The sequence below is a fragment of the Caballeronia udeis genome (assembly GCF_044909315.1).
Classification (GTDB): domain Bacteria; phylum Pseudomonadota; class Gammaproteobacteria; order Burkholderiales; family Burkholderiaceae; genus Caballeronia; species Caballeronia udeis_A.
This window is the reverse complement of sequence record NZ_JBIYEB010000012.1, coordinates 225,597-250,460: the sequence shown is the minus strand read 5'-3', so window position 1 is coordinate 250,460 and position 24,864 is coordinate 225,597. Positions and strand designations below refer to the sequence as shown.

The 24,864-nt window shown below is 62.3% G+C and carries 23 protein-coding genes and 1 pseudogene; 14 read left to right on the top strand and 10 right to left on the bottom strand.

What is annotated here, in order from left to right; translation table 11 throughout:
- Nucleotides 1–169: 169 nt before the first annotated feature.
- The 8 genes from ABH944_RS20890 to urtB form a co-directional block, all read right to left on the bottom strand.
- Nucleotides 170–1,204: a porin gene (locus ABH944_RS20890; protein WP_404609460.1), complete on the bottom strand. Its 1,035-nt coding sequence runs from the start codon at nucleotides 1,202–1,204 to the stop codon at nucleotides 170–172.
- A 74-nt stretch (nucleotides 1,205–1,278) separates the two neighbouring features.
- Entirely contained in the window at nucleotides 1,279–1,824 is a 546-nt protein-coding gene (locus tag ABH944_RS20885; RefSeq protein ID WP_404609462.1) for an amino acid synthesis family protein, read from the bottom strand.
- A complete protein-coding gene (locus ABH944_RS20880; RefSeq protein ID WP_404609464.1) occupies nucleotides 1,821–3,251 on the bottom strand; it encodes an amidase family protein in 1,431 nt (476 codons plus the stop codon). The genes ABH944_RS20885 and ABH944_RS20880 overlap by 4 nt, the downstream gene beginning before the upstream one ends.
- Before the next feature lie 53 nt (nucleotides 3,252–3,304).
- Nucleotides 3,305–4,483, bottom strand: coding sequence for an ABC transporter substrate-binding protein (locus tag ABH944_RS20875; protein WP_404609466.1), 1,179 nt, complete (start codon nucleotides 4,481–4,483; stop codon nucleotides 3,305–3,307).
- 19 nt (nucleotides 4,484–4,502) lie between these two features.
- The gene (locus tag ABH944_RS20870; protein WP_404609468.1) at nucleotides 4,503–5,246 is read right to left on the bottom strand and encodes an ABC transporter ATP-binding protein; all 744 of its coding nucleotides are present in this window, start codon (nucleotides 5,244–5,246) and stop codon (nucleotides 4,503–4,505) included.
- Complete coding sequence (locus ABH944_RS20865) at nucleotides 5,233–5,967, bottom strand: ABC transporter ATP-binding protein (protein ID WP_404609470.1); 735 nt, start codon at nucleotides 5,965–5,967, stop codon at nucleotides 5,233–5,235. The genes ABH944_RS20870 and ABH944_RS20865 overlap by 14 nt, the downstream gene beginning before the upstream one ends.
- Nucleotides 5,967–7,040 (bottom strand): branched-chain amino acid ABC transporter permease, encoded by a 1,074-nt coding sequence (locus ABH944_RS20860; RefSeq protein ID WP_404609471.1) that lies wholly within the window; start codon nucleotides 7,038–7,040, stop codon nucleotides 5,967–5,969. Before ABH944_RS20860 ends, ABH944_RS20865 begins: the two co-directional genes overlap by 1 nt.
- Nucleotides 7,041–7,045: 5 nt before the next feature.
- Nucleotides 7,046–7,921, bottom strand: coding sequence for an urea ABC transporter permease subunit UrtB (gene urtB / locus ABH944_RS20855; RefSeq protein WP_404609472.1), 876 nt, complete (start codon nucleotides 7,919–7,921; stop codon nucleotides 7,046–7,048).
- Between the two features lie 589 nt (nucleotides 7,922–8,510).
- Between urtB and ABH944_RS20850 the strand changes: the two genes are divergently transcribed.
- Nucleotides 8,511–8,840 carry a helix-turn-helix domain-containing protein gene (locus tag ABH944_RS20850; protein ID WP_165092308.1) on the top strand — a complete coding sequence of 110 codons (330 nt, stop codon included), beginning with the start codon at nucleotides 8,511–8,513 and terminating at the stop codon, nucleotides 8,838–8,840.
- Nucleotides 8,841–9,162: 322 nt separating this feature from the next.
- Nucleotides 9,163–10,587 carry an amidase family protein gene (locus tag ABH944_RS20845; protein WP_404609473.1) on the top strand — a complete coding sequence of 475 codons (1,425 nt, stop codon included), beginning with the start codon at nucleotides 9,163–9,165 and terminating at the stop codon, nucleotides 10,585–10,587.
- Between the two features lie 54 nt (nucleotides 10,588–10,641).
- Here ABH944_RS20845 and ABH944_RS20840 read toward each other — a convergent pair whose 3' ends face one another.
- Nucleotides 10,642–11,478 carry a FadR/GntR family transcriptional regulator gene (locus ABH944_RS20840; protein WP_404609474.1) on the bottom strand — a complete coding sequence of 279 codons (837 nt, stop codon included), beginning with the start codon at nucleotides 11,476–11,478 and terminating at the stop codon, nucleotides 10,642–10,644.
- Between the two features lie 237 nt (nucleotides 11,479–11,715).
- On the opposite strand from ABH944_RS20840, the gene ABH944_RS20835 reads away from it, so the two are divergent.
- From ABH944_RS20835 to ABH944_RS20780, 12 genes and pseudogenes are all read left to right on the top strand, one after another.
- Nucleotides 11,716–13,014 carry an acyl-CoA dehydrogenase family protein gene (locus ABH944_RS20835; RefSeq protein WP_404609475.1) on the top strand — a complete coding sequence of 433 codons (1,299 nt, stop codon included), beginning with the start codon at nucleotides 11,716–11,718 and terminating at the stop codon, nucleotides 13,012–13,014.
- On the top strand, nucleotides 13,004–13,282 hold the full coding sequence (locus ABH944_RS20830) for an acyl carrier protein (protein WP_404609476.1): 279 nt from the start codon (nucleotides 13,004–13,006) through the stop codon (nucleotides 13,280–13,282). Before ABH944_RS20835 ends, ABH944_RS20830 begins: the two co-directional genes overlap by 11 nt.
- A pseudogene (locus ABH944_RS20825) lies at nucleotides 13,266–14,255 on the top strand (3-oxoacyl-[acyl-carrier-protein] synthase III C-terminal domain-containing protein); the annotation flags it as partial. The gene ABH944_RS20830 and the pseudogene ABH944_RS20825, both read left to right, overlap by 17 nt.
- A gap of 28 nt (nucleotides 14,256–14,283) precedes the next feature.
- The gene (locus tag ABH944_RS20820; protein ID WP_404609477.1) at nucleotides 14,284–15,231 is read left to right on the top strand and encodes a 3-oxoacyl-[acyl-carrier-protein] synthase III C-terminal domain-containing protein; all 948 of its coding nucleotides are present in this window, start codon (nucleotides 14,284–14,286) and stop codon (nucleotides 15,229–15,231) included.
- Nucleotides 15,232–15,256: 25 nt separating this feature from the next.
- Nucleotides 15,257–16,861 carry an acyl-CoA ligase (AMP-forming), exosortase A system-associated gene (locus ABH944_RS20815; protein ID WP_404609478.1) on the top strand — a complete coding sequence of 535 codons (1,605 nt, stop codon included), beginning with the start codon at nucleotides 15,257–15,259 and terminating at the stop codon, nucleotides 16,859–16,861.
- Nucleotides 16,858–18,066, top strand: a complete 1,209-nt coding sequence (locus ABH944_RS20810) for a pyridoxal-dependent decarboxylase, exosortase A system-associated (RefSeq protein ID WP_404609479.1) — start codon at nucleotides 16,858–16,860, stop codon at nucleotides 18,064–18,066. The genes ABH944_RS20815 and ABH944_RS20810 overlap by 4 nt, the downstream gene beginning before the upstream one ends.
- Before the next feature lie 24 nt (nucleotides 18,067–18,090).
- Entirely contained in the window at nucleotides 18,091–19,176 is a 1,086-nt protein-coding gene (locus ABH944_RS20805; RefSeq protein ID WP_404609480.1) for an acyl-CoA dehydrogenase family protein, read from the top strand.
- Nucleotides 19,177–19,201: 25 nt separating this feature from the next.
- Nucleotides 19,202–19,810: a GNAT family N-acetyltransferase gene (locus ABH944_RS20800; RefSeq protein WP_404609481.1), complete on the top strand. Its 609-nt coding sequence runs from the start codon at nucleotides 19,202–19,204 to the stop codon at nucleotides 19,808–19,810.
- Nucleotides 19,811–19,926: 116 nt separating this feature from the next.
- Complete coding sequence (locus ABH944_RS20795; RefSeq protein ID WP_404609482.1) at nucleotides 19,927–20,868, top strand: beta-ketoacyl-[acyl-carrier-protein] synthase family protein; 942 nt, start codon at nucleotides 19,927–19,929, stop codon at nucleotides 20,866–20,868.
- Entirely contained in the window at nucleotides 20,865–21,791 is a 927-nt protein-coding gene (locus ABH944_RS20790) for a 3-oxoacyl-[acyl-carrier-protein] synthase III C-terminal domain-containing protein (RefSeq protein ID WP_404609483.1), read from the top strand. Before ABH944_RS20795 ends, ABH944_RS20790 begins: the two co-directional genes overlap by 4 nt.
- 215 nt (nucleotides 21,792–22,006) lie before the next feature.
- Nucleotides 22,007–22,876: a LuxR family transcriptional regulator gene (locus ABH944_RS20785; RefSeq protein ID WP_404609484.1), complete on the top strand. Its 870-nt coding sequence runs from the start codon at nucleotides 22,007–22,009 to the stop codon at nucleotides 22,874–22,876.
- 165 nt (nucleotides 22,877–23,041) lie between these two features.
- Entirely contained in the window at nucleotides 23,042–23,860 is an 819-nt protein-coding gene (locus ABH944_RS20780) for an acyl-homoserine-lactone synthase (protein ID WP_404609485.1), read from the top strand.
- Here the strand turns inward: ABH944_RS20780 and ABH944_RS20775 are convergent.
- Nucleotides 23,796–24,362 carry a hypothetical protein gene (locus ABH944_RS20775; protein WP_404609486.1) on the bottom strand — a complete coding sequence of 189 codons (567 nt, stop codon included), beginning with the start codon at nucleotides 24,360–24,362 and terminating at the stop codon, nucleotides 23,796–23,798. The genes ABH944_RS20780 and ABH944_RS20775 overlap by 65 nt on opposite strands.
- Nucleotides 24,363–24,864 lie beyond the last annotated feature (502 nt).

Below are 24,864 nucleotides of genomic sequence, written 5' to 3'. Positions count from 1 at the left end.
ACGGTCATTAGCCACGCCGCATTTCGACGATATGCCGTTCTAGGGCAGCCCCGTCCTTCATGCTTCTTCCGTAGTGTGGAGAAAACACCGCTTACCCCGTAACGGCCCATTGCCTCGTTACACTCCCGGCTGCCCGGACCACATCGTGACGTGCGCAGGGCCGCGAGTGCTAGAACTTCATCCTGATACCAGCGCCCACGCTGCTGCCTGACGACATGCTGGTCATCGTGTCGTAACGCCATGCCGCGTACACGTCCGTGCGTTTCGATAGCGGATAGTCGTAGCCGAGCGCCACCGTCGACCAGCGGATGTCACTGCCTTGCACCGGCCGCCGGCGCGTGCCTGCCCATGACACCAGTACGCTGCCTGTGCCGACCTGGGCACTCGCGCCGACCTGCACGGTATCGTCGGTCACCTCGTTGTTGTTGTCCACCCGTTCGTACTGAAAATAGAGCTTGAGCGCGTCAAGCCGGTACGCGCCACCGACAAGCCATGCCGTCTGCTCCGTCGCACCATTGAGAAACAGCGACGCCGTGTGCAGGCTCTGGACTGCCGCCGTCGCGGAGAAAGGCCCAGCAAAGTAGAGCACGTTCGCGCTGTAATTGGCTTGTCCCGCATGGCCCGCGATGCCAGCGTTACTGTAGAGCAGACTTGCCGATAGGCCGCCGACTTCCGGCGTGTGGTACACGATCGAGTCGTCGATTGCTGTATCGCTCTGTACCGACGCCGCCCCCATGGCGGACCCGAGAAAGCTGTGAACTACCACGGGCGAGAAGACGAACGAATTGCCAAACGGGTTGAACAGCAATGTGGACACGAACAGCAGGGAATCATTGCGACCGAGCGTCAGTTCCCCAAATCGCCCGCTGAGTCCGACGAATGCCCTGCGTCCGAAGAACGACTGCCCGTCGAAGGAACCCGTCTGGCCACCATTGACGCGGTAAAAGCTCTCGAGCGTGAAGACCGTCTTCAGCCCGTCGCCCAGATCCTCGGAGCCTGACATGCCCCAGTACGACGTTGTCATCCCTCCAGAGCCCACCTGCCAGGTATTGCCCGATGCCCCTGGCGTGCGTACTACGCCCGCGAACGAATCGGCAAGCCCGTAAAGCGAAACAGACGACTGTGCGTGCACTGCCCCGGCCAATGCGCATAGCGCGAGTGCTGCGACGCCTTTACTCCATCTTCCCCGACAATCCGTGTGCATGTGTTCTCCTTCGTCTTTTTGGGTGATCTGTCCTGCGGTTTCGCCTTTTGCCGGGCAAGCCCCCTGACCGGGTCTCAGCCCGGCCTCACGCGCGCAAGCGGTCTGCCACGCTCGGCCAACGCGATCGCAATCAGTACCTCGTCCGGCTCCGGTGAGTCGGGCACCGACAGAGACACCGTGTCGAAATGGTCGAAGCTCCACATATCGGCAATGCCGTGCGTGGGTATATCGAGACAGGCGCCCGCTGCGCCGCGTTTCGTCACCGACGGCATGATCGTGGTCGCACCGGCCAGGCATTCACGCACCGCCTTGCCCAGCCGCGGATGAAGCAGCGCCGCGCCATACTCCAGCGGCACGCCCGTGCCCACCAGCGCCGCCTTCCCGTAGCCCTGGATGTCGGCTGGCGTGCAACCCAGGGCGTGCAGTGCGCGCCCGGTGAGGAGCGCTCCGAGTTCGGCACCCGTCGCGTAAAGCATGTCCAGTGCGCCATCAGTGCCCTCATCTGCCATTTTCAGCACGGCCGCCGCGACAGCCTGGCGGTGCGGCGGCACGACCGGCACGCCGAATTCTGCACATCGCTCGACCAGGTGAACGATCACCCTCGTAACCTGCACGCTCATGGTTGCGCCTCCATCCCGTCCGCCGGACGCTCAAGCGTTGCGCCTGGTACCGGGAAAGCACCCCTCGCTGACTCGTACGCCCGCGCTGCGCGCAGGACCAATGCATCGCCGCCCCGTCGGCCGATGATCTGCACACCGGTTGGCAATCCTCCGGCAAAGCCACACGGCACACTCGCTGCGGGAAGCCCGGTCTGGTTACACCACGCGGTCAGCGCAGGTGCCGTACGCAGCCTGGCGGGCAGGCCCGGTACGGGCGGTGGACCACAGTGGAACGTTGGCGTGAGCAGCAGGTCGTAGCGCTGAAAGAAAGCCTCCATCGCGGCAGTGAGTGCATGACGCGCAAGCAGTGCGTCAGCGAACGTTGCGGTGTTCACCTGCTCACCTGCATCGGCAAGCGCCTTCAGGTCGGGATCGAGCAATGTCCGATGCGCCGCCTCCATATGCCGGGCGCGCTGCGCGAAGTACACCGACCACTGGACCGAATGCATGCGGCCATCGCCGTAATAGTCCGCAAGCGGCGTCACATCGCTTTCGACAACATGCGCGCCAAGCGCCTCAAGGGCACTGGCCGCCTGCCTGACGCAAGCTTCGATGGCCGGCTCGATGCGCACGCCAGCGGGAGCCGCGCAGTACGCGATGCGAAGGCCCGCGACGCCATCGTCGAGCCCCGCGCAGTAATCCGCCCAAGAATCCGAACTGCCGGCAATGCCTGAATGCCGGTCGATGTCCTCGTGCGTCATCACACTGAGCACGAGCGCGGCATCGCGCACGTTGCGCGTTATCGGTCCCAGCGTGGACAGCGCGGTCCATGAGGCCGCTTTGCCGGCCGGTACGAGTGAGAACGTGGGCTTGAACCCGACCACACCGCTCCAGCACGCAGGAATCCGGATTGACCCGCCCCCGTCGGTCGCAAGCGACAGCGGTCCCATGCCCAGCGCAACCGCCACTGCAGATCCACCACTGCTGCCCCCAGGCGAGAGCCGCGTATCCCACGGATTGCGGGTACCCCCCGTCAGCGGACAATCGGTGACGATCTTGTTGCCAAACTCCGAGGTCGTAGTCTTGCCAAACGGTATGGCGCCCGCGCGCCGCAGCCTCGCCACGGCCAGCGCGTCCTCGCCTTCGTGTTGCGGCGATGACGTCAATGAGCCGTGACGCGTGGGAAAACCGGCTACCGCGACGAGATCCTTGACCGAGACTGGCACGCCATCGAGCGGACCGCGCGGCTCACCCTGCATCCACCGTCGCTCGGCGTCGCTAGCCGCTGACATCGCCCCTTCCTCGTCGATGGCGCAAAACGCATTGACGACGGAATCGAGCTTTGTGACCTGATCCAGCACTGCGCACATGACCTCCACCGGCGAGAGTGTCCGCTGCCTGAAGCCGGCAACCAACTGACTAGCGTCGAGCATGACAAGGTCATTCATTTTGTATTCCTAAATTTTTGATGCATAAACCCGCTCGCGTAGGAGGACCACTTCTAGCCTTCACAGACCGGCGGGACTGGGCCGGTGGAGTCGAGGATCGAAAAACTGTTGTCGGCGAGTGCCTGACCGATTCGTGTCTGGCAGAGCACGTGGCCACCATCGTGGCTCACCCCGGTCCTGCCACGCGGCAGTGCGACGGAGACAGCAGGCAGCGCGGCCTTGACGCGCTCGGCGTCGACACTCCCCGCCGACCTGACGGCCTCGGCGAATAGACGAATCCCCGCATAAGTGTTCTCACCGTGCGGCAGCACGACGGCATAACTTCCCAGCCGAGGATCACGGGCATCGGCATAATGCGCGGTATAGCGTGTGAGGAACGCCCGGTTTTCCGGATTGTTGATGCTCATGAAGTAAGACGACACGCCGATCGTGCCGGTCGACGCGCCCGTGGTCGCAATCGAGAGGGATTCGTGCGCAATGTCCGTCACGAGCAGCGGTTTCATCGCGAATGACCGGTACTGCTTCACGAACGTCACCGGGTCATCGCCGATGCTGTGCCACACGACCTGCGCGTTCAAGCTCGCGACGCGCTGCAGGACCGCACCATAGTCGCGCGTGCCGAAGGGCAGCCAGTAGACCTCCAGGAATTTCCCGCCGTGACGCGTCACCGCTGCCTGCAACTGCGGGATCAGCACTTTCCTGTTGCTGCCGATATCGGACACGACCGCGCAGACGGACCGTCCTCCGTCACGCATGAGCCGCGCAATCAGCGGCTCAATCCGCTGGCTTGCGGCAAGGCCCGTCGTGAGCAGTCGCGGGTCACATCGTCCCTCGTCGAAATTCGGATAGACGACCAGCTTTCGCGCGGCTCTTGCCGCCTGGAGAGCGGCTTCGCGCTCCGACGGAAGCACCATGCCCGTGATCATCGCGACGTCGTCATGCATGAAGAGCTGCCGCGCCTTCTCGAGTGTGACCGCGGTAGACATCTGGGTGTCCTCGACGCTCAGTTGCAAGGGGCGCCCAAGCAGTCCACCCGCGGCGTTGATCTCGTCCACTGCAAGTGCGGCGCAGTTACGGTTGGTCTGCCCCACGCGCGTCAGGGGACCGCTGAGCGGTGCAAGCACGCCGATCTTCAGCGGCTCGGCCGAGCGCGCGAACGGGGAGACGGCCGATGCAGCAAGGGACGCAGCCGCACCAAGCAGCACAGTTCGGGAAAAGTCACGACGGTTCATGTTTTTTTCTCACTCGATTTCACTGAACGTTTTCATGATGAAATTCCGGCGCGTTGTCCGCCGCCGGGGAAAGATAGCGTGCGAGCGGGTGTTCGCCCGTATCGCCGGATCGCGGTTCAACGATGCCGGCATGCACGAGCCGGCCGTTGCTCAGCACGATGCAACGCTGGGCACTCTGCAGGACAAGCTCGAGGTTCTGCTCGACGAGGAGCACGGCGAGCTTTGAGCGGCGGCACAGTTCGGGAATCACCTCGCCGATTCGCTCCACCAGATTGGGCTGCACACCGTCGGAAGGCTCGTCTAGCAGGAGCAGTTTCGGACGGCCACACAGCGCGCGGGCGATGGCAAGAACCTGCTGCTCGCCACCCGAGAGCGTGCCGCCCTGCTGTGACAGGCGCGCCTTGAGCACCGGGAAGTAATCGAATACCTCATCGAGGATGCAGGCACCACCGGCGGCCTGCGTGCCAATGAGGAGGTTCTCGCGCACGGTCAGTTTCGGAAAGATCCAGCGTCCCTGCGGCACGAGTCCGATGCCCCGGCGTGCTATCTCGTGCGTGCGCAAGCCCGCGACCGGGTGCCCGAGGAAAGAGACCTCCCCGCTCACGCGCGGCAGCAACCCCATGATCGCCTTCACCAGTGTGGTCTTGCCGGCACCATTGCAGCCGAGCACACCGACCACCTCGTTCTGTAGCACGTCGAGCGTGACGTTGCGAACCACATCCACATCGCCGTATCCGGCGCACAGGTTTTCAATGCGCAGCATGTTTGGCCCCCCGTCCCAGATAGATGCGGCGGATCTCGTCGTCGTCCGCAATCTCGGCATACGCCCCCCGTCGGACCACCTCTCCCCGGTGCATGACCCACGTCTCACATGCGAGAGACTGCACGAAGCCAAGATCGTGTTCGATGGCGAGTACCGCACATCGCTCGCGCAACCGGTGAATAAGGCCCACCAGCCGCTGTGCGTCCTTCGCGGACAGCCCGGCTGCAGGTTCGTCGAGCAGCAGCAAGGCGGGTTGGCACATGATGGCCATGCCTATTTCGAGCCACTGGCGCTCGCCGTGCGGCAGATGCGAGGCGAGCTCGTTCGCCTGCCCGGACAGACCCACCTCCTCCAGCACCGCTTCGGGGTCGGGCATCGGCGAAGCCCGGTAAGCCGCAACCCCGAGACCAGCCACCACCAGGTTGTCGCGCACCGTCATCGTGAGGAAGGTGTTGGTGCCCTGGAACTTGCGTACCACGCCACGCCTGCAGAACGCGTACATCGGGCGGCCTGTCATCCGCTCGCCGTCGAGATACAGTTCGCCCGCACCTGAAGCAATTGCGCCTGAGAGCAGACCAACGAGCGTGCTCTTGCCGGCCCCGTTCGGACCGATCACACACAGCAGGTCGCGCGGCCCGATTGCGATGTCTACGCCCGCCACGGCGTTAATTCCGCCGAACGCGCGCGACAGGCCGGTGCCCTGGAGAAAGTGGGCGGCCATTACCGTTCCTCCTGTGCGTGGCTCGCACGGTGAAGAAGCGGCCTGTTCGATTTCGCTCTCAGAATGCGGCGTGAAGCCGCTGCGAGACCACGGACGCGCAAGCCGTTCGGCATGAAGAGCACACAGGCGAGAAACAGGCCACCGAGGATCAGTGGCCAAGCGTCCGTGCTGTAGCTAGCGATGGTCTGCTTAAGGAGCGTCAGAGCGACCGCAGCGACGACAGGGCCACCCGTTCTGCCTCGCCCGCCAATGGCCACCCATAGAATGACCTCGGTCGCCAGCAGCGGCGAGAAAACGTCGGGCGCCACCACGCCCGAGCAGGACGCCATCAGGCCCCCGGCGATAGCCGCCAGCACTGCTGACACGACGAAAACAGACAGCAGATGAAACGAGGTGTGATACCCGCATGCCTTCGCCCGCCATTCATTGGTTGCGATCGCATCGAGCAGTTTGCCGTAGTGGCTGCGGCACACGAACCACGCTAGGGCTATCGCTCCGAGGAGCACCACGGCCACGGCGTACCAGGACGCGCGAGGACCACCCAGATCAAATGCGTGACTGCCCTCACCCATCGACAGTCCGGGGATGCCAAGGATTCCCGTGTCTCCTCCGGTGACCGACTGCCAACTAACGGCGAGCTGCTGCGCGACGATCAGCACGGCCAAGCTGATGATCGCAAAGAAGTGCAGCCTTACCCCCGCAAAGAGCAGGAAATAACCCACCACTACGGCGACAGCCGCAGCGCAGAGTACCCCCGCAGCGAGTCCTGCCACGGGTGCCTGTCCAAACTGTACGGTCGCCACGGCAAATCCATACGCGCCGAGGCCGAGAAACGTGGTGTGCCCGAGCGTCAGCACCCCGGCGCGGCCCCAGAGCAGGTCATAACTCAACGCGAGAATCCCCATGACCAGCGCATCACGCGCGGTTGAGAGCAGCCAGGGGCCAACGAACAATGGCAGGATTGCTGCGGCTATCACTGCCGCACCCCACATCAGCAGGGGCGGAGCATCCTTGGGACCGAGAGCCGGCTGTGCGAGCCACAGACGCAAGCCGGTTGCGTGTTTTTCAGACATACGATTCATCCTTTACCGAGAAGCTGATGGGCCGCGCTGAATCCCGGAATCAGGCCCTGCGGCCTGAACCGGATCACCACGATGGAAAGGACCAGCACCAGCGCCGATGCGAGCGAGGGATCGACGCGATAACCCAGCAGCGTCTCAGCCGTGCCGATGACTGCACTGCCCAGGATGCTGCCCGCAATCGAGCCGATGCCGCCGAGCACAATCACGAAGAAAGCCTTGGCTAGATAAGAGACGCCAAGATGCGATTCCACCGAAACCATGGGTGCAATGAGCACACCAGCGAGCGAGGCAAGCGCCGCGCCGCCACAGAACGCAATGCGATTCAGGCGTCGGGTGTCGATGCCAGTGGCCTCGGCCATCGCCGGGTGCTGGATCACCGCACGCAACTGCATACCAAAGCGCGTGCGGGCAAAAAGCAGCCAGCACCCGGCTGTTACGATGAGTGCGACAACGATCACGAAGATCCGGTAGGCTGGATAGCTACCCCCAGGGACCGGAACCGCTCCGTCGAACGGCGCGTACACCAGCATCGGCTGCGTGCCGAAGATGAGTTCCAGTGCCTTCTGCAGGATCAGGCTGACCGCGTAGGTCGCGAGAAGGGTATCCAGTGGCCTGTCGTAGAGACACCGGATGATGAAACGCTCGAGGCACCATCCGAGGAGTGCGCCGGTTAACGGTGCCGCCAGCAATGCAACCCAAAACGCCTCCTTCCCAGCAACCGCCTGCACGACAGCCAGTGTGTAAGCGCCGATCGTGACCCACTCTGCATGTGCAAGGTTCACGATGTCCATCATGCCGAATACGACGGCAAGCCCAAGCGCCACCAGCGCCAGAATGCTCACGTAACCAAGAATGTTCAGAATCGTCGTCATTGGCATAGCTCCAGGTCGTCTTCATATCTGCGGGGCGTCGGCCCCATGCGTTCAACTGGCAAACGAACAGCTTTTCAGTCTGGACACGCTGTCCATCATCACCCAAAGAATTTCTTAGGATACAAACTAAGAAATTCTTAGTTTAGATAGCGAAAAATTTCTAGAAACTCCGAAGATTCAGAGCGATCAAGCGATATTCTCTGTTTTTGCCAGACGCCTGGGTTAGGCCCGGTTACGCTCAGGCTGACCCAGGAACAGCTCGCCATCAACGCCGACATCAACAAATTTTCAGCCGGTGCTCGCATCGACTAGTACGAGGGAAGCGAGCACGTGTCCCCTCTCATAGTGATGCAGCGTCTAGCCAGGACGCTGCACGTACCGACGTCTTTTCTCTGCGAGGAAGGCGATCTGCTTGCAGCCGTTCTTGCAGTTGCGGCCCGAATCACGCGGTGAAAGAAGAAAATCCTCCTCTCGAATGCCGAAGCGCTGACACAACCGTCTTCCGTAATCCGTAATGCGAAGTAACATTTAATCCCTTGACTAAGTTTTACTTAGTAAAATCCCTGAGCGAATCCGGGAAACTCACCGGATGCCGCACGATACACCTACCCCTGATGCAGTTTTCCCCAGACGCCTGAAACAGGCGCGGCTGCGCTCGGGCCTCACCCAAGAGCAGCTTGGCATCCATGCCGGCATTGACGAGTTCTCCGCCAGCACCCGCGTGAATCAGTACGAAAAGGGCAAGCACACCCCTGCCATACAGACGGGTCAGCGCCTGGCGCGCGCACTCCTTGTCCCCACCGGCTTCCTCTACGAGGAGGACGACTTGCTCGCGAACCTTCTGGCAATCGCGGGCAGGCTCAGCAAAGAAAAGAAAAAGGCGCTCCTCGACAGTGCAGAAAAGCTTGCGCAGGAATAGACTAAGAACTCCTGAGTCTCGGGGCCAGCGCTCACGGCCCATGATTGCGTCAATCACGACATCGACCTTGAATGAATGACCATCCGGGCGAAATTCTTCGTGACGCCGCAACACGATTCCGTTGAACTCCCGTGCCGAGAGTAACGCTTTGTCGGTATCGCACTTTCTTATAATTTATGAGCATTAAATTTACGTCGTGAAAACGAGCGTGTCAACGTTGAAAAATTGCTCGTTTACCCTATGATTTTCCGCATGCTGAATCCTTGACTTAGCTAAACGCCTCACCTATTTTCCTATTTATGATGATTAAATAGGAAAAGTCATGAGCAGCGACGTGTGTGATCTGACAGCGCAAGAACTCCATGCGCTTTATGTGCGGGGTAGCACCTCGCCAGTGGAAATCATGAACGCCGTGCTTCGTCGCATTGAGCAACTCGACCCCGCCGTGAATGCGTTCTGCCGGATAGCCGAAGATGCACTCGACATGGCACGGGCGTCCGAGGCACGATGGCATGGCAAACGCCCCCTCGGCGCCCTCGACGGCGTGCCAGTTAGCATCAAGGACAACGTCGCCGTCTCGGGGCTTGCCACGCGATACGGCTCACGCGTCACGGCCGAAGTACCGGCGTCCCAGGACAGTCCGTGCGTGGCGAGACTTCGCGAGTCAGGCGCGATCTGCTTTGCCAAGACCACCCTGCCCGATTTTGCCCACAAGATCGTCACCGACAGTCCGCTCACGGGCGTGACACGCAATCCGTGGGATATGGAACGCACGCCAGGCGGGAGCAGTGGCGGTGCCGCCGTCGCCGTCTCGCTCGGCATGGCGCCAGCGGCAATCGGCACCGACGGTGGCGGGTCCATCCGGATTCCCGCCGCTTTCACCGGCACGTTCGGCTTCAAACCAAGCTTTGGACGCGTCCCGCATGCCCCGCGCGGCCCGTTTGGCCTGTTGAGCCATATCGGCCCCATGACCCGGTGTGTGGAAGATGCCGCGCGCATCCTGACTGTGATCAGCCGGCCTGACAGCCGCGACTGGTACGCGTTGCCATTCGACGCCAGCGACTACGAACTGGGTCTTAAGTGCAAGCCGGCGCCCGGCGGTATCCGCATAGCGTACAGCCCGTCTCTCGGGCTTGGCGTCACGCCGGAAGCTGCCATCCACGACGCGGTAATGCGCGCAGCCGATACCTTGCGTCAGCTCGGTGCGCGAGTCCAGCCAGACGACCCTCCTGGTATCGATCGCTGCAATGCAATCCACGCGACCCTCTGGCCGGCATGCTGCCGCCAACTCACCGAAGGCATGGCCGACGGCGGTGCTGGACTCGATCCGTCATTGCGGGCCTACTCCGACGCGGGTGCCGGAATATCGCGCCAAGCGCTACTTGGCGCGCTGATCGAGAGGGGCGAGCTTGGCGCCGGCGTCAACGCATTCTTCGAACGTTACGACCTCGTGATCTGTCCGGTTTATCCGCGCATAGCGATGCGACTCACCGAACTTCAGAGCGGTGACAAACTGTTCCCCCACTTCACCGCGTGGTGCAATCAGCTCGGGCTTCCCGCTGCCAGCCTCTACGCGGGCACAACGTCGGAAGGCCTGCCCGTCGGCATACAGATCGTGGGAGGCCGCCACGCGGATGCACTCGTGCTCTGGGCAAGCCACATTCTCGAACTCGCCTTTGGAAGGGCCCCGTTCGCCGAGCTGGCACGTACACTTTCATTGTCCGTTGCTGGCGGTAAAGCGCACTGAGACCTTGCGTCCGGCGAACATAAGGGCCTATCGGACGCGGGCCCGAATGTCATATCACGATCCGCCCTTCCTGCCCGCATGCAGACCAAGATCCGAATCCAGTACCAGCTTTTGCTGTAAAGCCGCATGAACCTTGCGAAGCTGCGCTTCCGCTTCTTCCATGTGCGCCGCCATGAGTTGTTCGACCTCGCTGGCGTCGCGCCGCTTTGCGGCATCCAGAATCGCCCGGTGAGCAGCGACGGTCTGCCGCCCGAACGCCTGGTATTCCTGCTGGGTGACATTGCCCGCCACGATCACCAGGCTGTGCAGCATCTGGTTGATGATCTGGCACACGCAGCGAAGGAATGCATTGGGATTCGCGGCCGCCAGCACATCATGAAAGTGGATGTCCTCGTGTCGCTGGCCAAGCGCATGTTCGTGACTTGCGACAAATGGCTCGCACACCTCAACACTGCCCTCCAGCGCGTCCAGCTCCGCGTCCGTCAGATACTCCACCGCGCCAGCCGCAAGTAGCGGCTCCAGCACTCGCCGGACAGCGTAAATGTCCTCCAGAGTCATGCTCTCGAAAAACAGATAGTTCTGCAGCGCCTGGAAAGCGCGGGCAAGCGGCACGCGTGTGATCGTAGCCCCGCCATCCGGTCCCGTACTCAAACGCACGAGCCCCTGCACCTCCAAGGCCTTGAGCGCCTCACGTATGGAACCCCGACTAACGTTGAATATTTCCTGGAGCTCGGCTTCCTTGTTCAATCGCATGCCCGAACGCAGCTTTCCATCGGTAATCGAGCTCTTGATGAGCTCGGCCACCCGATCTCCCCGCTTGGTCGTGCGGGGTCCCCTGCTGTCCGGTTGCAGCAACGGCTTTTTTGCTGTCGTCTGTTTTCGCGCTGCCATTCGTCACACCCGTAGTTGGCCAATCATCGTTCGGTAGGGACATCATTATCGGTCATCTACTGACGACATGGCCGACGTTACGCCACGTCACGCTGGCCCGCGCCCTCCTAAAGTTCGGGGGTAGCGATGCGACGCTCCTGCTCCTACGCTCTAGACGAACGGCACGCGGGCAACTGCCCCGTGATTCCGGTGCACGCCACGCCTCGGCGCACGCGCACCATTTTTGAGAAACACGTCATGACTCGAGACGAACCGACATCACAACAAGTCCATGCGATCGAGTACATCGGAAGAGCTCTCGCGGATCGGGGACTTGATCTCGAACGGCTCGCCAGGAGCATGCGCGCCGTAAGTAGCGAATCGGACGCAACGGGCAAGATCGGAGGTCCTCCTTGGCGCTCAGATGACGTACGAGCCCTGAACATGAACCTCGTGCCTGCAGACCACGGGGGCTGCCCGGCCCTCCAGTCCCTCGTGGCGCAGGCGACATTGATGGCCTACCTCGGTGAAGCCGACGCAAGCCTGGCGCTTGCTTTGCCGGGCCCGGGGCTCGCCATGCCACCTGTCGTCGCGCTCGCCTCGACAGAGCAGCGCGAGCAGTTCTTGCGGCGATTCGAATCCGACTCGCCGCGCTGGGGAGCCTTTGCCATCACCGAGCCCGACTGTGGTTCCGACGCGACTGCCATGCGTACCAGCGCGAGAAAGACCGGTCGTGGCTGGGTCCTGAATGGAACAAAGTGCTTTATCACGAACGGTGCGCGCGCCGACCGCGTGATCACGTTTGCAACGATCAACCGAAAGATGGGCCGCTACGGTATCCGTGCATTCCTCGTGGACTGCGATACGCCAGGATTCACGGTGTCGCGCATCGAGCGCATGGCTGGCCTGCGCGCGACCCAACTTGCCGTGCTCTCGTACACCGACTGCGAGGTCACCGATGACGCGCTGCTCGCCCGCGGCGACGAAAAGCCGCTCGATGACGCATTCTCGGGTGCACAGCGGTCCTGGGACTACTTCAGGCCACTGCTTTCCGCAGTCATGGTCGGTACCTGCCGGCGAGTGCGCGCGGACCTTAAGGTGTGGCTCGATGCGGGCGGCACGCCCGCGAACAGGCATCGAGGCGTGGCCAGTGTGCAGGCGTCGCTGCTCGATATCGATCGCCAGATCACGGCTGCATGGTTGCTTTGTCACTGCACGGCCTGGAAGGCGGATCAAGGCATCGCAACGTCAATGGATTCCTCCATGACCAAAGCGTTCGCCTCGCGTGTGACCGCACGGGTGACGGGCGCTGCAATGGACCTCGCTGGTATCGATGGCATCGCGGCCTGTCCGTCGCTTGAGCAGGGTTACCGGGATGCCAAGGCGTTCGACATCATGGAAGGTACCGGCGACCTGCAGCGACTCATGATCGCGCGGGCAGCGCAGCGATCGACGGCACGTCCGTGGGACATCACGGACGTGCCTGGCGACTGCTCCAGCGCGCCGGACATTTCCAGCGCCCACAGATCCGGGCAGGAGACATCTCATGACGCATAACCCGCACGGCCCCAGATTCGACGAAATCGCAGCCACCATCAGGTCATGCCTGCTGTCGGCGATCGGCAGCACGATGGCTGCGGACTTGATCGCGGAAGACACGAACCTGTTCGATGTCGGCGTTGACTCCATGAACATGACAGACCTGCTTCTTCAACTCGAGCAGCGTTTTGGCTTCACGCTCGCGCCGGAGGATCTTTCTGCCGATCTGTTCATGCGTTTCGGCAACCTCGTCTCCTTCGTGGAATCGCATGTCTGTCGCAACTAACCACGTTCGCGAGCGAGCATGCATCGCGGCCACCGCGCGGTACGTTCCGCAAGCGCGCGTGCAGCCCGACGTGGCGTTTCAGCAGCCAGCGGATACGCCTTCATTCGCGCGGGAGACCATCATGCGATCGGTTTATGCCGATACGCTGCGCTGGAGCCGTGAGGTGGCAGGCTCCGGTCCCGTCGATCATTCGTCGAAGTCGGTGCGCTTCGCCAGCGAGCCACATCACCTCCTCTCGGAAATGGCCTCAACGGTAGCGAGGGAAGCTATCCGGCGGTACCCCGGGAAAGACAAACTCGCGCCGGATCAGATTATCGTCTGTGCGACAAGTTTCGAGCACGATCTCTCGCTCTCGTGCGCGGGTCGCCTACACAGCGAACTGGGATCGACGGGCGTGCCGTTCGCGATCGGACAGGTCCAGGGCGTGTCCTTCTTTCTTGCGCTGCAGATGGCGGCCGACATGATGGCCAACGAAAAGCGCATGTCCACCACACTGATCGTCGCGGCTGAACGCTGGCTGCCGCCATTCTCTCGCCAGACAGGTTCTCTGGCCGTATTGGGTGATGGGGCGGCCGCCGTGTTGGTCAGGCGCCGGGCCGGACCCGGATGGCGCGTGCGCAGCGTTATGGTATGTACACCCTTCACCTCCGTTTCCATTCCGCCGCACGATGCCTTTATTGACGAAGCGGCTGTGGTCGAAGTCATCGGGGCGACGTGTACGCAGGCGGGCCTGAAACCCGCCGCACTTGACTGGATCGTGCCTCCGCGTATCAACGCAACCCTGGCACGTGAGGTCAACGCACGGGCCGGACTGCCTGCCGAGCGAATGTGGTATCCGGACCCGGGGGACATCGGGTACCTGTGTGCCGCAGACGCGCCCGTGCAGCTCGACATGCTGTTGCAGTCGGCTGCTCCGGCGGACGGTCAACGCATCCTGCTTTGGTCGGCCGGCTTCCAGGGACAGGCCGCCTGCGCGATCCTCGAGTTTCGCGGGGTTAGCGATGTCTGCGCCCCTGTCCGACTCCATGCTGTCCCTGTCCGGAATCGCGTTCAGTCTTCCGTCCCGCACGGTCGATGCGACCGCCTGGGCGAGTCGCTGCGGATTGCCCGAGGCGCGCGCGAGTGCATTGCTGCGCAACGGTGTGCAGCAGTTCCACGATGCTGCAGCGCAGTCACCGGTCACCTTTGCATGCGAAGCGGTTGCCGCCCTGCTCGAAGACACCGGCGCGACACCGGCAAGCATCGATGCACTCGTGTACACGCACACAATCCAGAGCAGCGTCCTCGCACCGCCAGCTGGTACCGCGGCGTTCATTCAGTCCCGCATGGGACTGAATCGCGCGCTCGCATTTTCGGTGATGCAGCAAAATTGCGTCTCGCCGATGGCCACCATCCGCATGCTGCGCGTGCTCACCGTCGCAGGTCTCCCCATCCAGCGGGCGATCGTTGTCTGCGCGGATGTGATGGGCTCGGGCTGCGATCATCTGCGCGCCATCCAGGACCTTGCGCTACACAGCGACGGGGCGTGCGCAATCCTCCTGGAGCGTGGTACCGGCCGCAACTGCATTGTGGGGCTGCATCTTTATACGGACGGTCGCTACTTCCGCGGCACCGACGACGACCTGCAGCCCGTGTCGGATGACCGTTACTACTGGTCGGCATTCACGACGATGCGTGCGGCCCTGGGACAGGCAGGCATCACGGCTAATGAACTCGTCCATGTCCTGCCTCACCACGTCAACCTCCCCGGATGGTCCCGCCTAGTGACCATGCTCTCCGTACCACAGGAGCACCTTTTCACCGCTAACTTCGGGCGCCTCGGCCACGTGTTCGGCGCAGACCCCTTCATCAACTTACACACCGCGCCACACGGGCAACCGGGTTCCTGCTCCCTGCTGTTCTCCAGCGGACTTGCCGGCTGCTTTGGCGCGATGGTAATCCGCCACTGATCCTGACCTTCATTGCGACCCGGCCATGAGAAACCTCCTTGACCTTGTGCAGTCGGCAGCACGCCGCACACCTGATGCGCAGGCGCTCGTTTGCGGCGATGTCCGTGTGACCTACGACGAACTGCTGCGACGCAGCCACGCGTTCGGGCAGGCATTGTCTTCCCTCGACATGGCTCCAGGCGCGCGCGTCGCGATCTTTCTCGACAAACGTGTTGAGACCGTTGTCTCGATGCTCGGCGCTTGCGCGGCGGGTTGCGTGTTCGTCCCGGTCAATCCGCTCCTAAAACCGAACCAGGTGGCTCACGTGCTTCGCGACAGCGGCGCCCAGTGCCTCGTGACCACCGGATTGCGCACCGGTCCCCTCGCTGCAGAAGGTGTTGCGCCGGTAACCGATCTGATTCTCGTCGATGGGGTCGACCCGGCACTTTCCGGCCCAGAGACCACGGTCAGCGTGCATCGCTGGCCGCGCACCGAGACCGCCGGCCCCGACAATGCCCCGATCCCGGAATTGTCTGAAGCGACGATTGACAGCGACTTGGCCGCCCTTCTGTACACCTCCGGCTCAACAGGCCTGCCCAAGGGCGTGATGCTCAGCCACAGGAACCTGCTCGAAGGTGCCTGGAGCGTGGCCGACTATCTGCGTCACGAGCCGTCTGACCGCATCCTCGCCGTCCTGCCCCTGAGCTTCGATGCGGGGCTAAGCCAGCTGACTTCGGCTTGGTCCGCGGGCGCGACAGCGGTCCTTCTGAATTACCTCACTGCACATGACGTCGTCCTTACGTGCGAGCGGGAACACATCACTGCGATTACGGGTGTGCCGCCACTGTGGATGCAACTCGCAGCCGCGACGTGGCCGGACGGCCCGCGCAACACCCTGCGCTACTTCGCGAACACCGGAGGTCGCCTGCCGCTGCCGGTACTGCAGAGACTCAGGGCGCTGTTTCCGCAGGCCGCACCCGTCCTGATGTACGGGCTGACCGAGGCGTTCCGGTCCACGTTTCTCGATCCAGCACAGGTCGACCGGCGGCCCGACTCGATCGGCAAGGCCGTGCCCAATGCGCGGGTGCTCGTCGTCCGGGAGGACGGTTCACCGTGCGCGCCCGATGAACCCGGCGAGCTGGTGCACGTGGGCGCGTGCGTCACACTCGGTTACTGGAACGACGCCGCACGCACCGCGCAACGCTATCGCCCTTCGCCCGAAGCAAAAGCGGGTGGCGCGTCACGTGACGTGGCGGTCTGGTCCGGAGACCTCGTGCGGCGCGACAACGATGGCTTTCTCTATTTCATCGCGCGCAATGACGCCCAGATCAAGAGTTCGGGCTACCGGATCAGCCCGGAAGAAATCGAGGAAACGATCCACGCGAGCGGGCTAGTCGTGGAAGCGGTCGCCCTGAGTATCCCCGATGACGAACTTGGCGAAGCTGTCGCGCTGCTCGTAGTCCTAGCAGGTGGCTCAGGTGTCGACAATCTGCGCGACTGGTGTATGCAGCGCCTGCCACGTTACATGGTCCCCCGATACTTCGTGAGCTGTGCGGAGATCCCACGCAATCCCAACGGGAAATTCGACCGGGTGGCGTTGCGCACAGGGCTTGCCTCGTTTGAGCACACTTCAGGGGAGAAATCATCGTGAGCCTGACTTTCATCCGGCGGCCTCTGGGCCTGCAGTTCGGTGGCATGGACGTGGGCCAGCTGGCCGACCGCGCCGGGCGCACACCGTTTTTCGCGTACGACCGCTCGGCGATCGACGCCCGCATCCGAGAACTGCGCAGCCTGCTGCCCTGCGGCATACACCTCCACTACTCGATTAAGTCGAATCCAATGCCTGCCGTGGTCCACTACCTCGCCACGCGGGTCGACGGTTTCGATGTCGCTTCAGCACAGGAGATGGCCCTCGCGCTCGATGCCGGCACTACGCCAGCCGCAATTGGCTTTGCCGGGCCGGGTAAGTCTCACGACGACCTGCGGCGCGCCATCGCCAGCGGGGTCAACGTGCACGTTGAATCACAAACCCAGCTGCGGCTCGTCACCGCGCTCGGATGGGAGCTCGGCGTGCCGCCCAGCGTGGCGATCCGCGTCAATCCCGACTTTCAGATCGGGCACAGTGGCATGCGCATGGGTGGCGGTGCGGCGCCCTTCGGCGTCGATGTCGACCAGGTGCCAGCACTGCTGCGCGAACTCGAAGCGCGGGAAGTCGGACTCGCCGGCTTTCACATCTTCTGGGGCTCGCAGTGCTTGCACGCCACGACTGTCATCGAGGCGCAACGCCAGAGTGTTGAACTCATCTTCCGGCTGGCCAGCACTCTGCCCCAACCGCTGCGGTTTGTGAATCTTGGCGGCGGCTTTGGCATCCCCTACTTCCCGGGGGAAACACCACTCGACGTGAAGGCCGTCTGCAAGGCGATGCGCGACTGGCTGCCACGGCTGTGCGAACGTCTGCCCGAAACGACGCCGATCCTGGAGCTTGGCCGTTACCTGGTGGGTGAGGCGGGGATCTACGTATGCCGCGTGATCGACCTAAAGGTCTCGCGCGGCAAAACCTTCGTCATCACGGATGGCGGCATGCATCATCACCTCGCTGCCTCCGGCAACTTCGGTCAGGTCCTTCGCCGAAACTTTCCGGTCATCATCGGAAACCGCCCCGAGGGCGTGACACGCGAACGCTGTCACGTGGTGGGCTGCCTGTGCACGCCGCTCGACCGTCTTGCAGACGACATTGAACTTCCCGAAGTCCATATCGGTGATTTCGTCGTGGTGAAACAGTCGGGCGCGTATGGGCGCTCAGCGAGCCCGCTACGTTTTCTCAGTCATCCCGAACCCGTCGAAATGCTCGTGTGAGCCCGCGACATCCGGAGAAACATCATGGCATCCCGTGAGTCCGTTGTGGCAGACCTGACACCACCATCCTGGGCACTCAGCGACGACCAGCGAGGGCTGGCTATTGCCGCAAGGCAGTTTGCACGCGAGCGGCTCGAGCCTTTGCTGGGCCGTCCACTGGACCCTGCCCTGTGGAGCGAGAGCGTCAGGCTCGCGGCGACGCTCGACCTCGCGACGATGATCCTGCCGCAGCAGGCGGGGGGCATGGGAATCAGCCGCCACGACCTGGCACTTGTCGTTGAACAGTTCGCAGCGGGTCCGCTGGAACGCGCGGCCGAGCTGACCCTCAGCAGCCCCGCACTGATGACGCTGCGCGAATACGATGCACTGGACCTGCTACCCGATCTGGATATCCAGCACTACTTTGACGGCACCACATCCATTGCGCTGGGTATCCCGGACGTCGATGCTTCGGGCCTCTGGGTATTGCGCCAACATCAAGCATCGCCCGCAATAATGATCCGCATGGAGGATGAACGTCCGCGGCTAGTGCTCGCGACGATGCCTGGAGAGCCGAACACCCAAGGAGCCGCGCCTGTTGCCGCGCTCGGCGCGTTATACATCGAGCGATACACAACCGTGCCCACTGGCGATGCCCCCCTCCTGGGCGTGTCCAAGAACGCGAGCCACGTCGGCCGAGATCCGGTACGGCAATGGCTCGTCGATACAGCCGTCTACTTCGCCGCGCTGCTTTCTGGCGCCATGCAGCAGTGCATTGACTTCGCTCTTGCCTATAGCGTGACCCGACAGGCCTTCCGCAAGCCGATCGTCGCCCATCAACTTGTCGCTGCCCGGCTCGCCGACATGCTCGTGTCCGCGCACACCATACACCTCGTTCTCCGGTCGGTTGCAGCGCAGGATACGCAGGCGCAGATCGCCCCCGTTTCGCACATGGCCCGCCACGTTGCCACCGAAGCGATGGACATTGCGCGGGACCTTGTGCAGCTTTGCGGTGGTCATGGCTACGTAGAAGGCCTCTCCCCAGCTGCACGGCTACTGACGGTGCCCTGGTTTGCGATGCTGTTGATGAAGGTCGAGGCCGCGCTGTACACATTCATCGCGTCTGCGTGAGGCATTCACCAGCAGGAGATTCAACGTGAGCAGCGAAGGTCAGGCACAAACAGAAGCGCACCAGACTGAAGGATCCCGCCAGACGGGCGGCGGATCCAGTTCGTGCTGGCTTCGTGAACCTGAGAGCAACGATGTGAATGACATCGCGGCTTGGCTGGCCGATCCGGATATCAACCAGTGGTTCGATTTCGCGCAGGGCCGCCAGACGCTTCCCGTGCTCGCCGTGCAGCTCATGATCCAGAGCGGTCGACATCGCCTGCGGGTCTTCGGATGCGCAGGCGAGGAGGCCGCAAGCGGTCTTGTTGTCGTCAGCGATCTAGCACATGCATTCGGCACCGGCTCGTTCTGGGTACTTCGCGACAGCCGGCGGCCCGCCTGCAGGAACATGACGTTTGTCGCCTCCACCACGCTTCTGCGCGAGGCGTTCGCAACCGACCAACTGCACTGCATCACCGCGTGGGCCGTGGACTGCAACGTGCGCTCGCGGCGCCTGCTCGAACGGATCGGCTTTCGCCTGATCGGACTGCAACGCGATTGCCACGTCTTGCACGGATCGCGGTTTGGGCGGGTACTCTATGATCTGCTGCCAGTTGATCTCGCCAATGACTCCGGCTCGCCCGTGGGTGGCGCATGAACACGCCCGTCATCACCGCATTAGCGACTTGGGTGCCAGACCCCATACCGCTGTCCCGATGGAGGGCGATTGAGTCAGCACTGCGCGCGAGCGGGCATCCCGGTTGGGACGCATGGATGAGGTCCTGGCATCCCGACTACGGGCACTGGCTGGAGGCATGGCCGGGGGAGGAAAGCGCAGAGTCACTCCCTGTGCATTGCGATCTGCCACCACCCGACATGACCTGCGCGGTGCCGGTCGAAACTGAAACGGATCTTTCGGGACTCGCCGCAAAAGTGGCAAACGTGATCTGCGCCGCCCGCCCGCGCAGCGCACGCCCGGTCGACGTCGTGATGTTCTGCCATAGCAGTCCGGACGAACACGTTTCGGCCACGATTGCCGGACGGCTGTGTGCCGAAGTCGGTACACCGTGCTTTCCTTTTTCGCTCTCGCAGCAATGTGGCGTGTCGCCGTTCACGGCATTACGGCTTGCGTCCGACCTGTTCGTCGCTGAGCCAGATGCCCACACGATACTGGTTGTCGCGGCGGAGAAGTGGCGTCCACCGTTTTCCAGAATATGCGCACCTGGCATCGTGCACGGTGACGCCGCAGGCGCCCTGCTCGTTGAAAGAACCGACCCCAGAGCAAGTGGCTGGCAGCTGCTCGATGCTGCAGCCCGGCACATTCCCGTTGACATCTACGGCCGTGCAGGTGGCCCCCCTGATGCCCGGACATTCACCCTGCTATCGATGATCGAGTCTCTGCTCGCGCGACACGGTCTTCGCCACGGTGAAATTGACGAGGTTGTCGGGCACCCGGGTATTCCGTCGCTCACGGACGCAGTGTGCGACCTGCTCGGCCGGCCGGACACCGGAGTGCAGCACGAACATTGTGTTCATCTCGGCGCCGCCGAATCCTTTGTACGCCTTGCACACACGCTCACCCGTGCCGCCTGTTGCCGGACACGCCGCGTGCTGCTGTGGGGCCACGGGATGGGCGGCTTTGTGGGCACAGCGCTGCTTGAAGCGCACGGCTCGCCCCACCTCTATCAGCACGACGATATCCGGTCCATCTCATGATTCCCGATCTCGGCATACCGCACATCGCCTTCCATCTTCCCCAACGCATCCACGACGTGCGGAGCTGGGGAAAGCGAACCCGCCAGAAGACCACCACCGTGGTGAACCTGAAGCGGGCCGGGATGCGTTACTACCGCAGTGCCGATGGGCAGAGCGCAATCGGACTCGCGGCCAGCGCGATCCAGCGTCTCCTGGTCGCATCCGGTATCTCACCTGGTGAAGTCGACTGCATCGTCTACGTGCATACGCTCCAGGGCAGCATTGCGCCGCCGCCGCAGTCGCTACCCGGCCTGCTCTGTGACCGGTTCGGTTTCATCAACGCCGAGGCCTTCTCGTTCGCGCAGCAGCATTGCGCATCCGCCCTTGGCGCACTGCGTGTGATTCGCGCGATGTTCATCGCCCGGCCCCATCTGAAACGGGTTCTGCTTGTCGGTGCCGACGTCATGTCGATTGAATCGGAAAGGATAATGAAAGATGAGGGAATTCTGAGTGACGGCGCATTCGCTGTCATCGTTGAGCGCGGCGCTGCCGTGAACCGCCTGCTTGCGGTCGCGACGCACGCCAGCGGCCTGGGCTGGCGAGGGGTGCTGGCGAATGACGAACCGCGCCTGGCAGCGCAGAACTTCTTCAGGGCGCGAAGCCTGATCAGGCAGACAGTCCAGCAGGCGCATTTCACACTGGACGACATCCAGCGCATCCTGCCTCACCATCTGGACCTGCCTGCGTGGCGCCGCCTGCTCGATTCGCTTCACATCCCGCAGGACCGACTGTTCGCGGAGAATTTTGCCCGCATCGGTCACGTCACCGTCAGCGATGCCTTCATCAATCTCGCCCAGTGTCAAGGCCTGGTGCCGGGCAGGCCGCTCCTGCTCTTTGCTCGGGGCGTCGGAGGGTTTTCAGCAGCAGCGTTGCTGGTCCGTTAGGCCGACTCGGCCCCCGCTTGGTCCGCTTGCCCCAACTGCACCATTGGTATGGTTGTAATCCCTTACATGAATCACCGGACAGCAATCTGCAGACTATAATAAATTTGAATGCACTCGGGCGGGTGCATAGTACGTGTCCAGTTACCGGTGCCGCGACCTGCGGCAATCGTAGGCGGGCCTGTGATTGGTCCCTCACTCCCGAAAACGTGTGTCGCATGAACCGCACCGCCGTTGAGCACGGGCTTCGTTCTCATGTGGCACTGGACTTCCAGACTCTGTGGCGCAGCGCCGGGGTAGCGAACATGAAACACGTCTCTCGACGCCGTTCGACCGAGCGCCAGCGCAGGCCGTCACTCACATCTGATCGTCTGCAAACTGACCTACCGGTCATGCGTCTTGCACGTGCTACTGACATTCCTTCCCTCGTCGAGTCTTTCGGCCATGCGGCTGGGAAACTCGGCTTCCCGCATTACGTGATCAGCCGCGTCACGCGGAGCCGTTCGAGCTACACCCGGCAAACAGCGCTCGAGATGATTGGCTCACACTATCCGCAAGAGTGGGTGCGGCACTACCAGAGTCGGGATTACGCGGCCACCGACCCCGTTCATCGGGCTGCGTTCCTCCAGTCGGCTCCCTACCGGTGGCATGACATCATCGGGTTGAACAAAGCCGAGCGTCGTCTACTCGACGAAGCAAGAGAGGCTGGACTACCCGCGGGAATCAGTATCCCGGCCCACCAGTCCGATGGCAGTATCCTGCTGTTCAACCTGTCCGGCTCTCCGCGTTCCGTCAACAATGCAAGCAACTCTCGGCTGGCATACCTGATCAGCGCGCAGTTTCACTTCGAACTGCATCGCCTCGCACTGATACCTTCAAGAAGAGCGGCACACCTGCTTACACCGCGTCAGCTCGAATGTCTGACCTGGGTCGCCCGGGGGAAAACCTCGGCCGAGATTGGCGAGATCCTTGGGTGCTCCCGCTATACCGTTGACTACCACATCGAAGCAGCAATGGAGGCTCTCAACATCCGCAGCAGGACGGCCGCTGCAGTCCACGCGACCGTACAGGGCATCATAAAACCCTAAATCTGTTTTCCTGCAATTCCACCGCACGTCCTACACGTCGCCGTATAAGCGGCGTGCATCACTGCACGCTCGCGGGTACTCGCCGACACCCTCCCAAAGCTCTGAGTTTCTGGAGCACAGACACGCTGATAGCGTCGTGTCAACGGCTAACACCAGGAGGAGCCCATGTCATACATCGTTGCCGGCAGGCTTGATGACCTGCCATCGGATATCCGTCACCATCTCGGGACCTTCCGCCACAAGGTCTTTATCCAGCGCCTGAACTGGGAAATACCCGGCGTGTCCCACGATGCGGCGAGCGAATGGGACAAATTCGACGGAGACGCTACGGTTCATCTGGTCGCACTGTCCGCAGACTACGAGGTGTGCGGATGTGCGCGGCTCATGCCCACCACAGGACCCTATCTGCTCCGTGACGTCTTTCCGAAACTTGCAGGCCCAGGTTCCCTGCCGTCATTACCTTCGATATGGGAGATGTCGCGATTCGCAGGATCTGGACTGCCGGACCATCGAGCCGGCTCAACGTCGGGCATGTCGTTGTTCCCTTACGCCATGGCGCTCGCCCTCTCGTTCGGCGCGACACGCGTGATCGGCGTGGTCTCGCACTCCGTTGCACGTCTGTACCGACGGTTCGGGCTCGATCTGCGCGATATCGGCGTTGGCACGACGCCGGGCTGCGCCAATATCGTTGCGTGCTCAATCGATCTGGACCCTGCCGCGTTCCACAAACTCCAGTGCGATCCTGTCACGCTGCTGAACTCGATCACCTGCTTCGGACAGCTCCCGCTCGCGGATCCTGGCACGCCGGGTCATTCGCATCCGACTGAAGCGAGCGCGCCCGCGGCGACGTGCCCCTCGCAGTTTGGGACAACAGAACGGTACACACGCAAGCGACAGTCTAGACGACCGGCGCCTGACATCAGCGCATGCCTGCAGGGCGGCAATGGTGCCGGTTGTCAGTCTCCTTCACCCAGTCCGGCCTGATAGCTGACGCATAGGCCTGCCCGCTGCGCGAAGCATCTCCATTCCGCTGTGAACTCAAGCCCAGGCGCTCGTCGATCGCGTGCGCGACGGTCGCAGACTTCGGAGGATGATCGCGATCGCACTCCGCCCAGAACGTACGCATCGCATCGAACAGGACGGACAGTATCAACGTCACGTAGGGCAGTTTCACGACGATGCCCTCCTCTGGCCGGTCGCTTGCGGACTTGCCCCGATGCTCCTGGAACTCGTTCACGGGCATCATGATCCGCAGGGAATCGAGTTCACGCTGCAGGCGATTTTCAAACGAGTAGTGAACAGTCGCCGAATGCGCAAGCGCCTTGCGCAGCTCGCAGAGCTGCCGGTCCTTCATCTCCATGCATCTGGTTAGCCGACGGACTTCGGCTTCGGCCCGCTGCAAACGCTGATCAGGAGCAGCGGTTGTCGATAGCATGAGTGGGGCGCTCTGCATGCCAGTGATTGTCCCTGCATTGAGTTCTTTCATGGTGTTCCCTGCCTCAAATGCGCATGCTTGTATCGTTCCGGCCGCGCCCGTTCCCGCTGTCCAGCGCGAACGGGAAGGCACCGGGAGTCTCCGTCGCAGGTCAGTCGTGACGGTTAGTCGTGACGGTTAATCGCGGCGGAATCATCGGACTTCAGCCACGTATCCTTTTTCGGTTTTCTCAGACGAAATAACAACTACGAAAAAAGACAGGGTGTGCCATATCGGAGTCAGCATGGACATGCAGGCGTATCGACAGTTTTGAAACGCAGGAAGGTCGCCCCCTCGTTGTTAATCTGGAGGCGAGAACGTGAAACCTTACACGGATATTTCAATTACTAACCGGATTGTTGCAAGGTACGCAACGGTCATCTGGATAATCGTACTTTTCTGATTACTCGGAATTTGGTAGGTGGTTTTACGCGATGGCTCGGCAGCGCCGTGGATCACAGCAACATCAATTTTTCAGCATAAAAAAAAACCGCCTGGTCCTGCCTCATGGCAA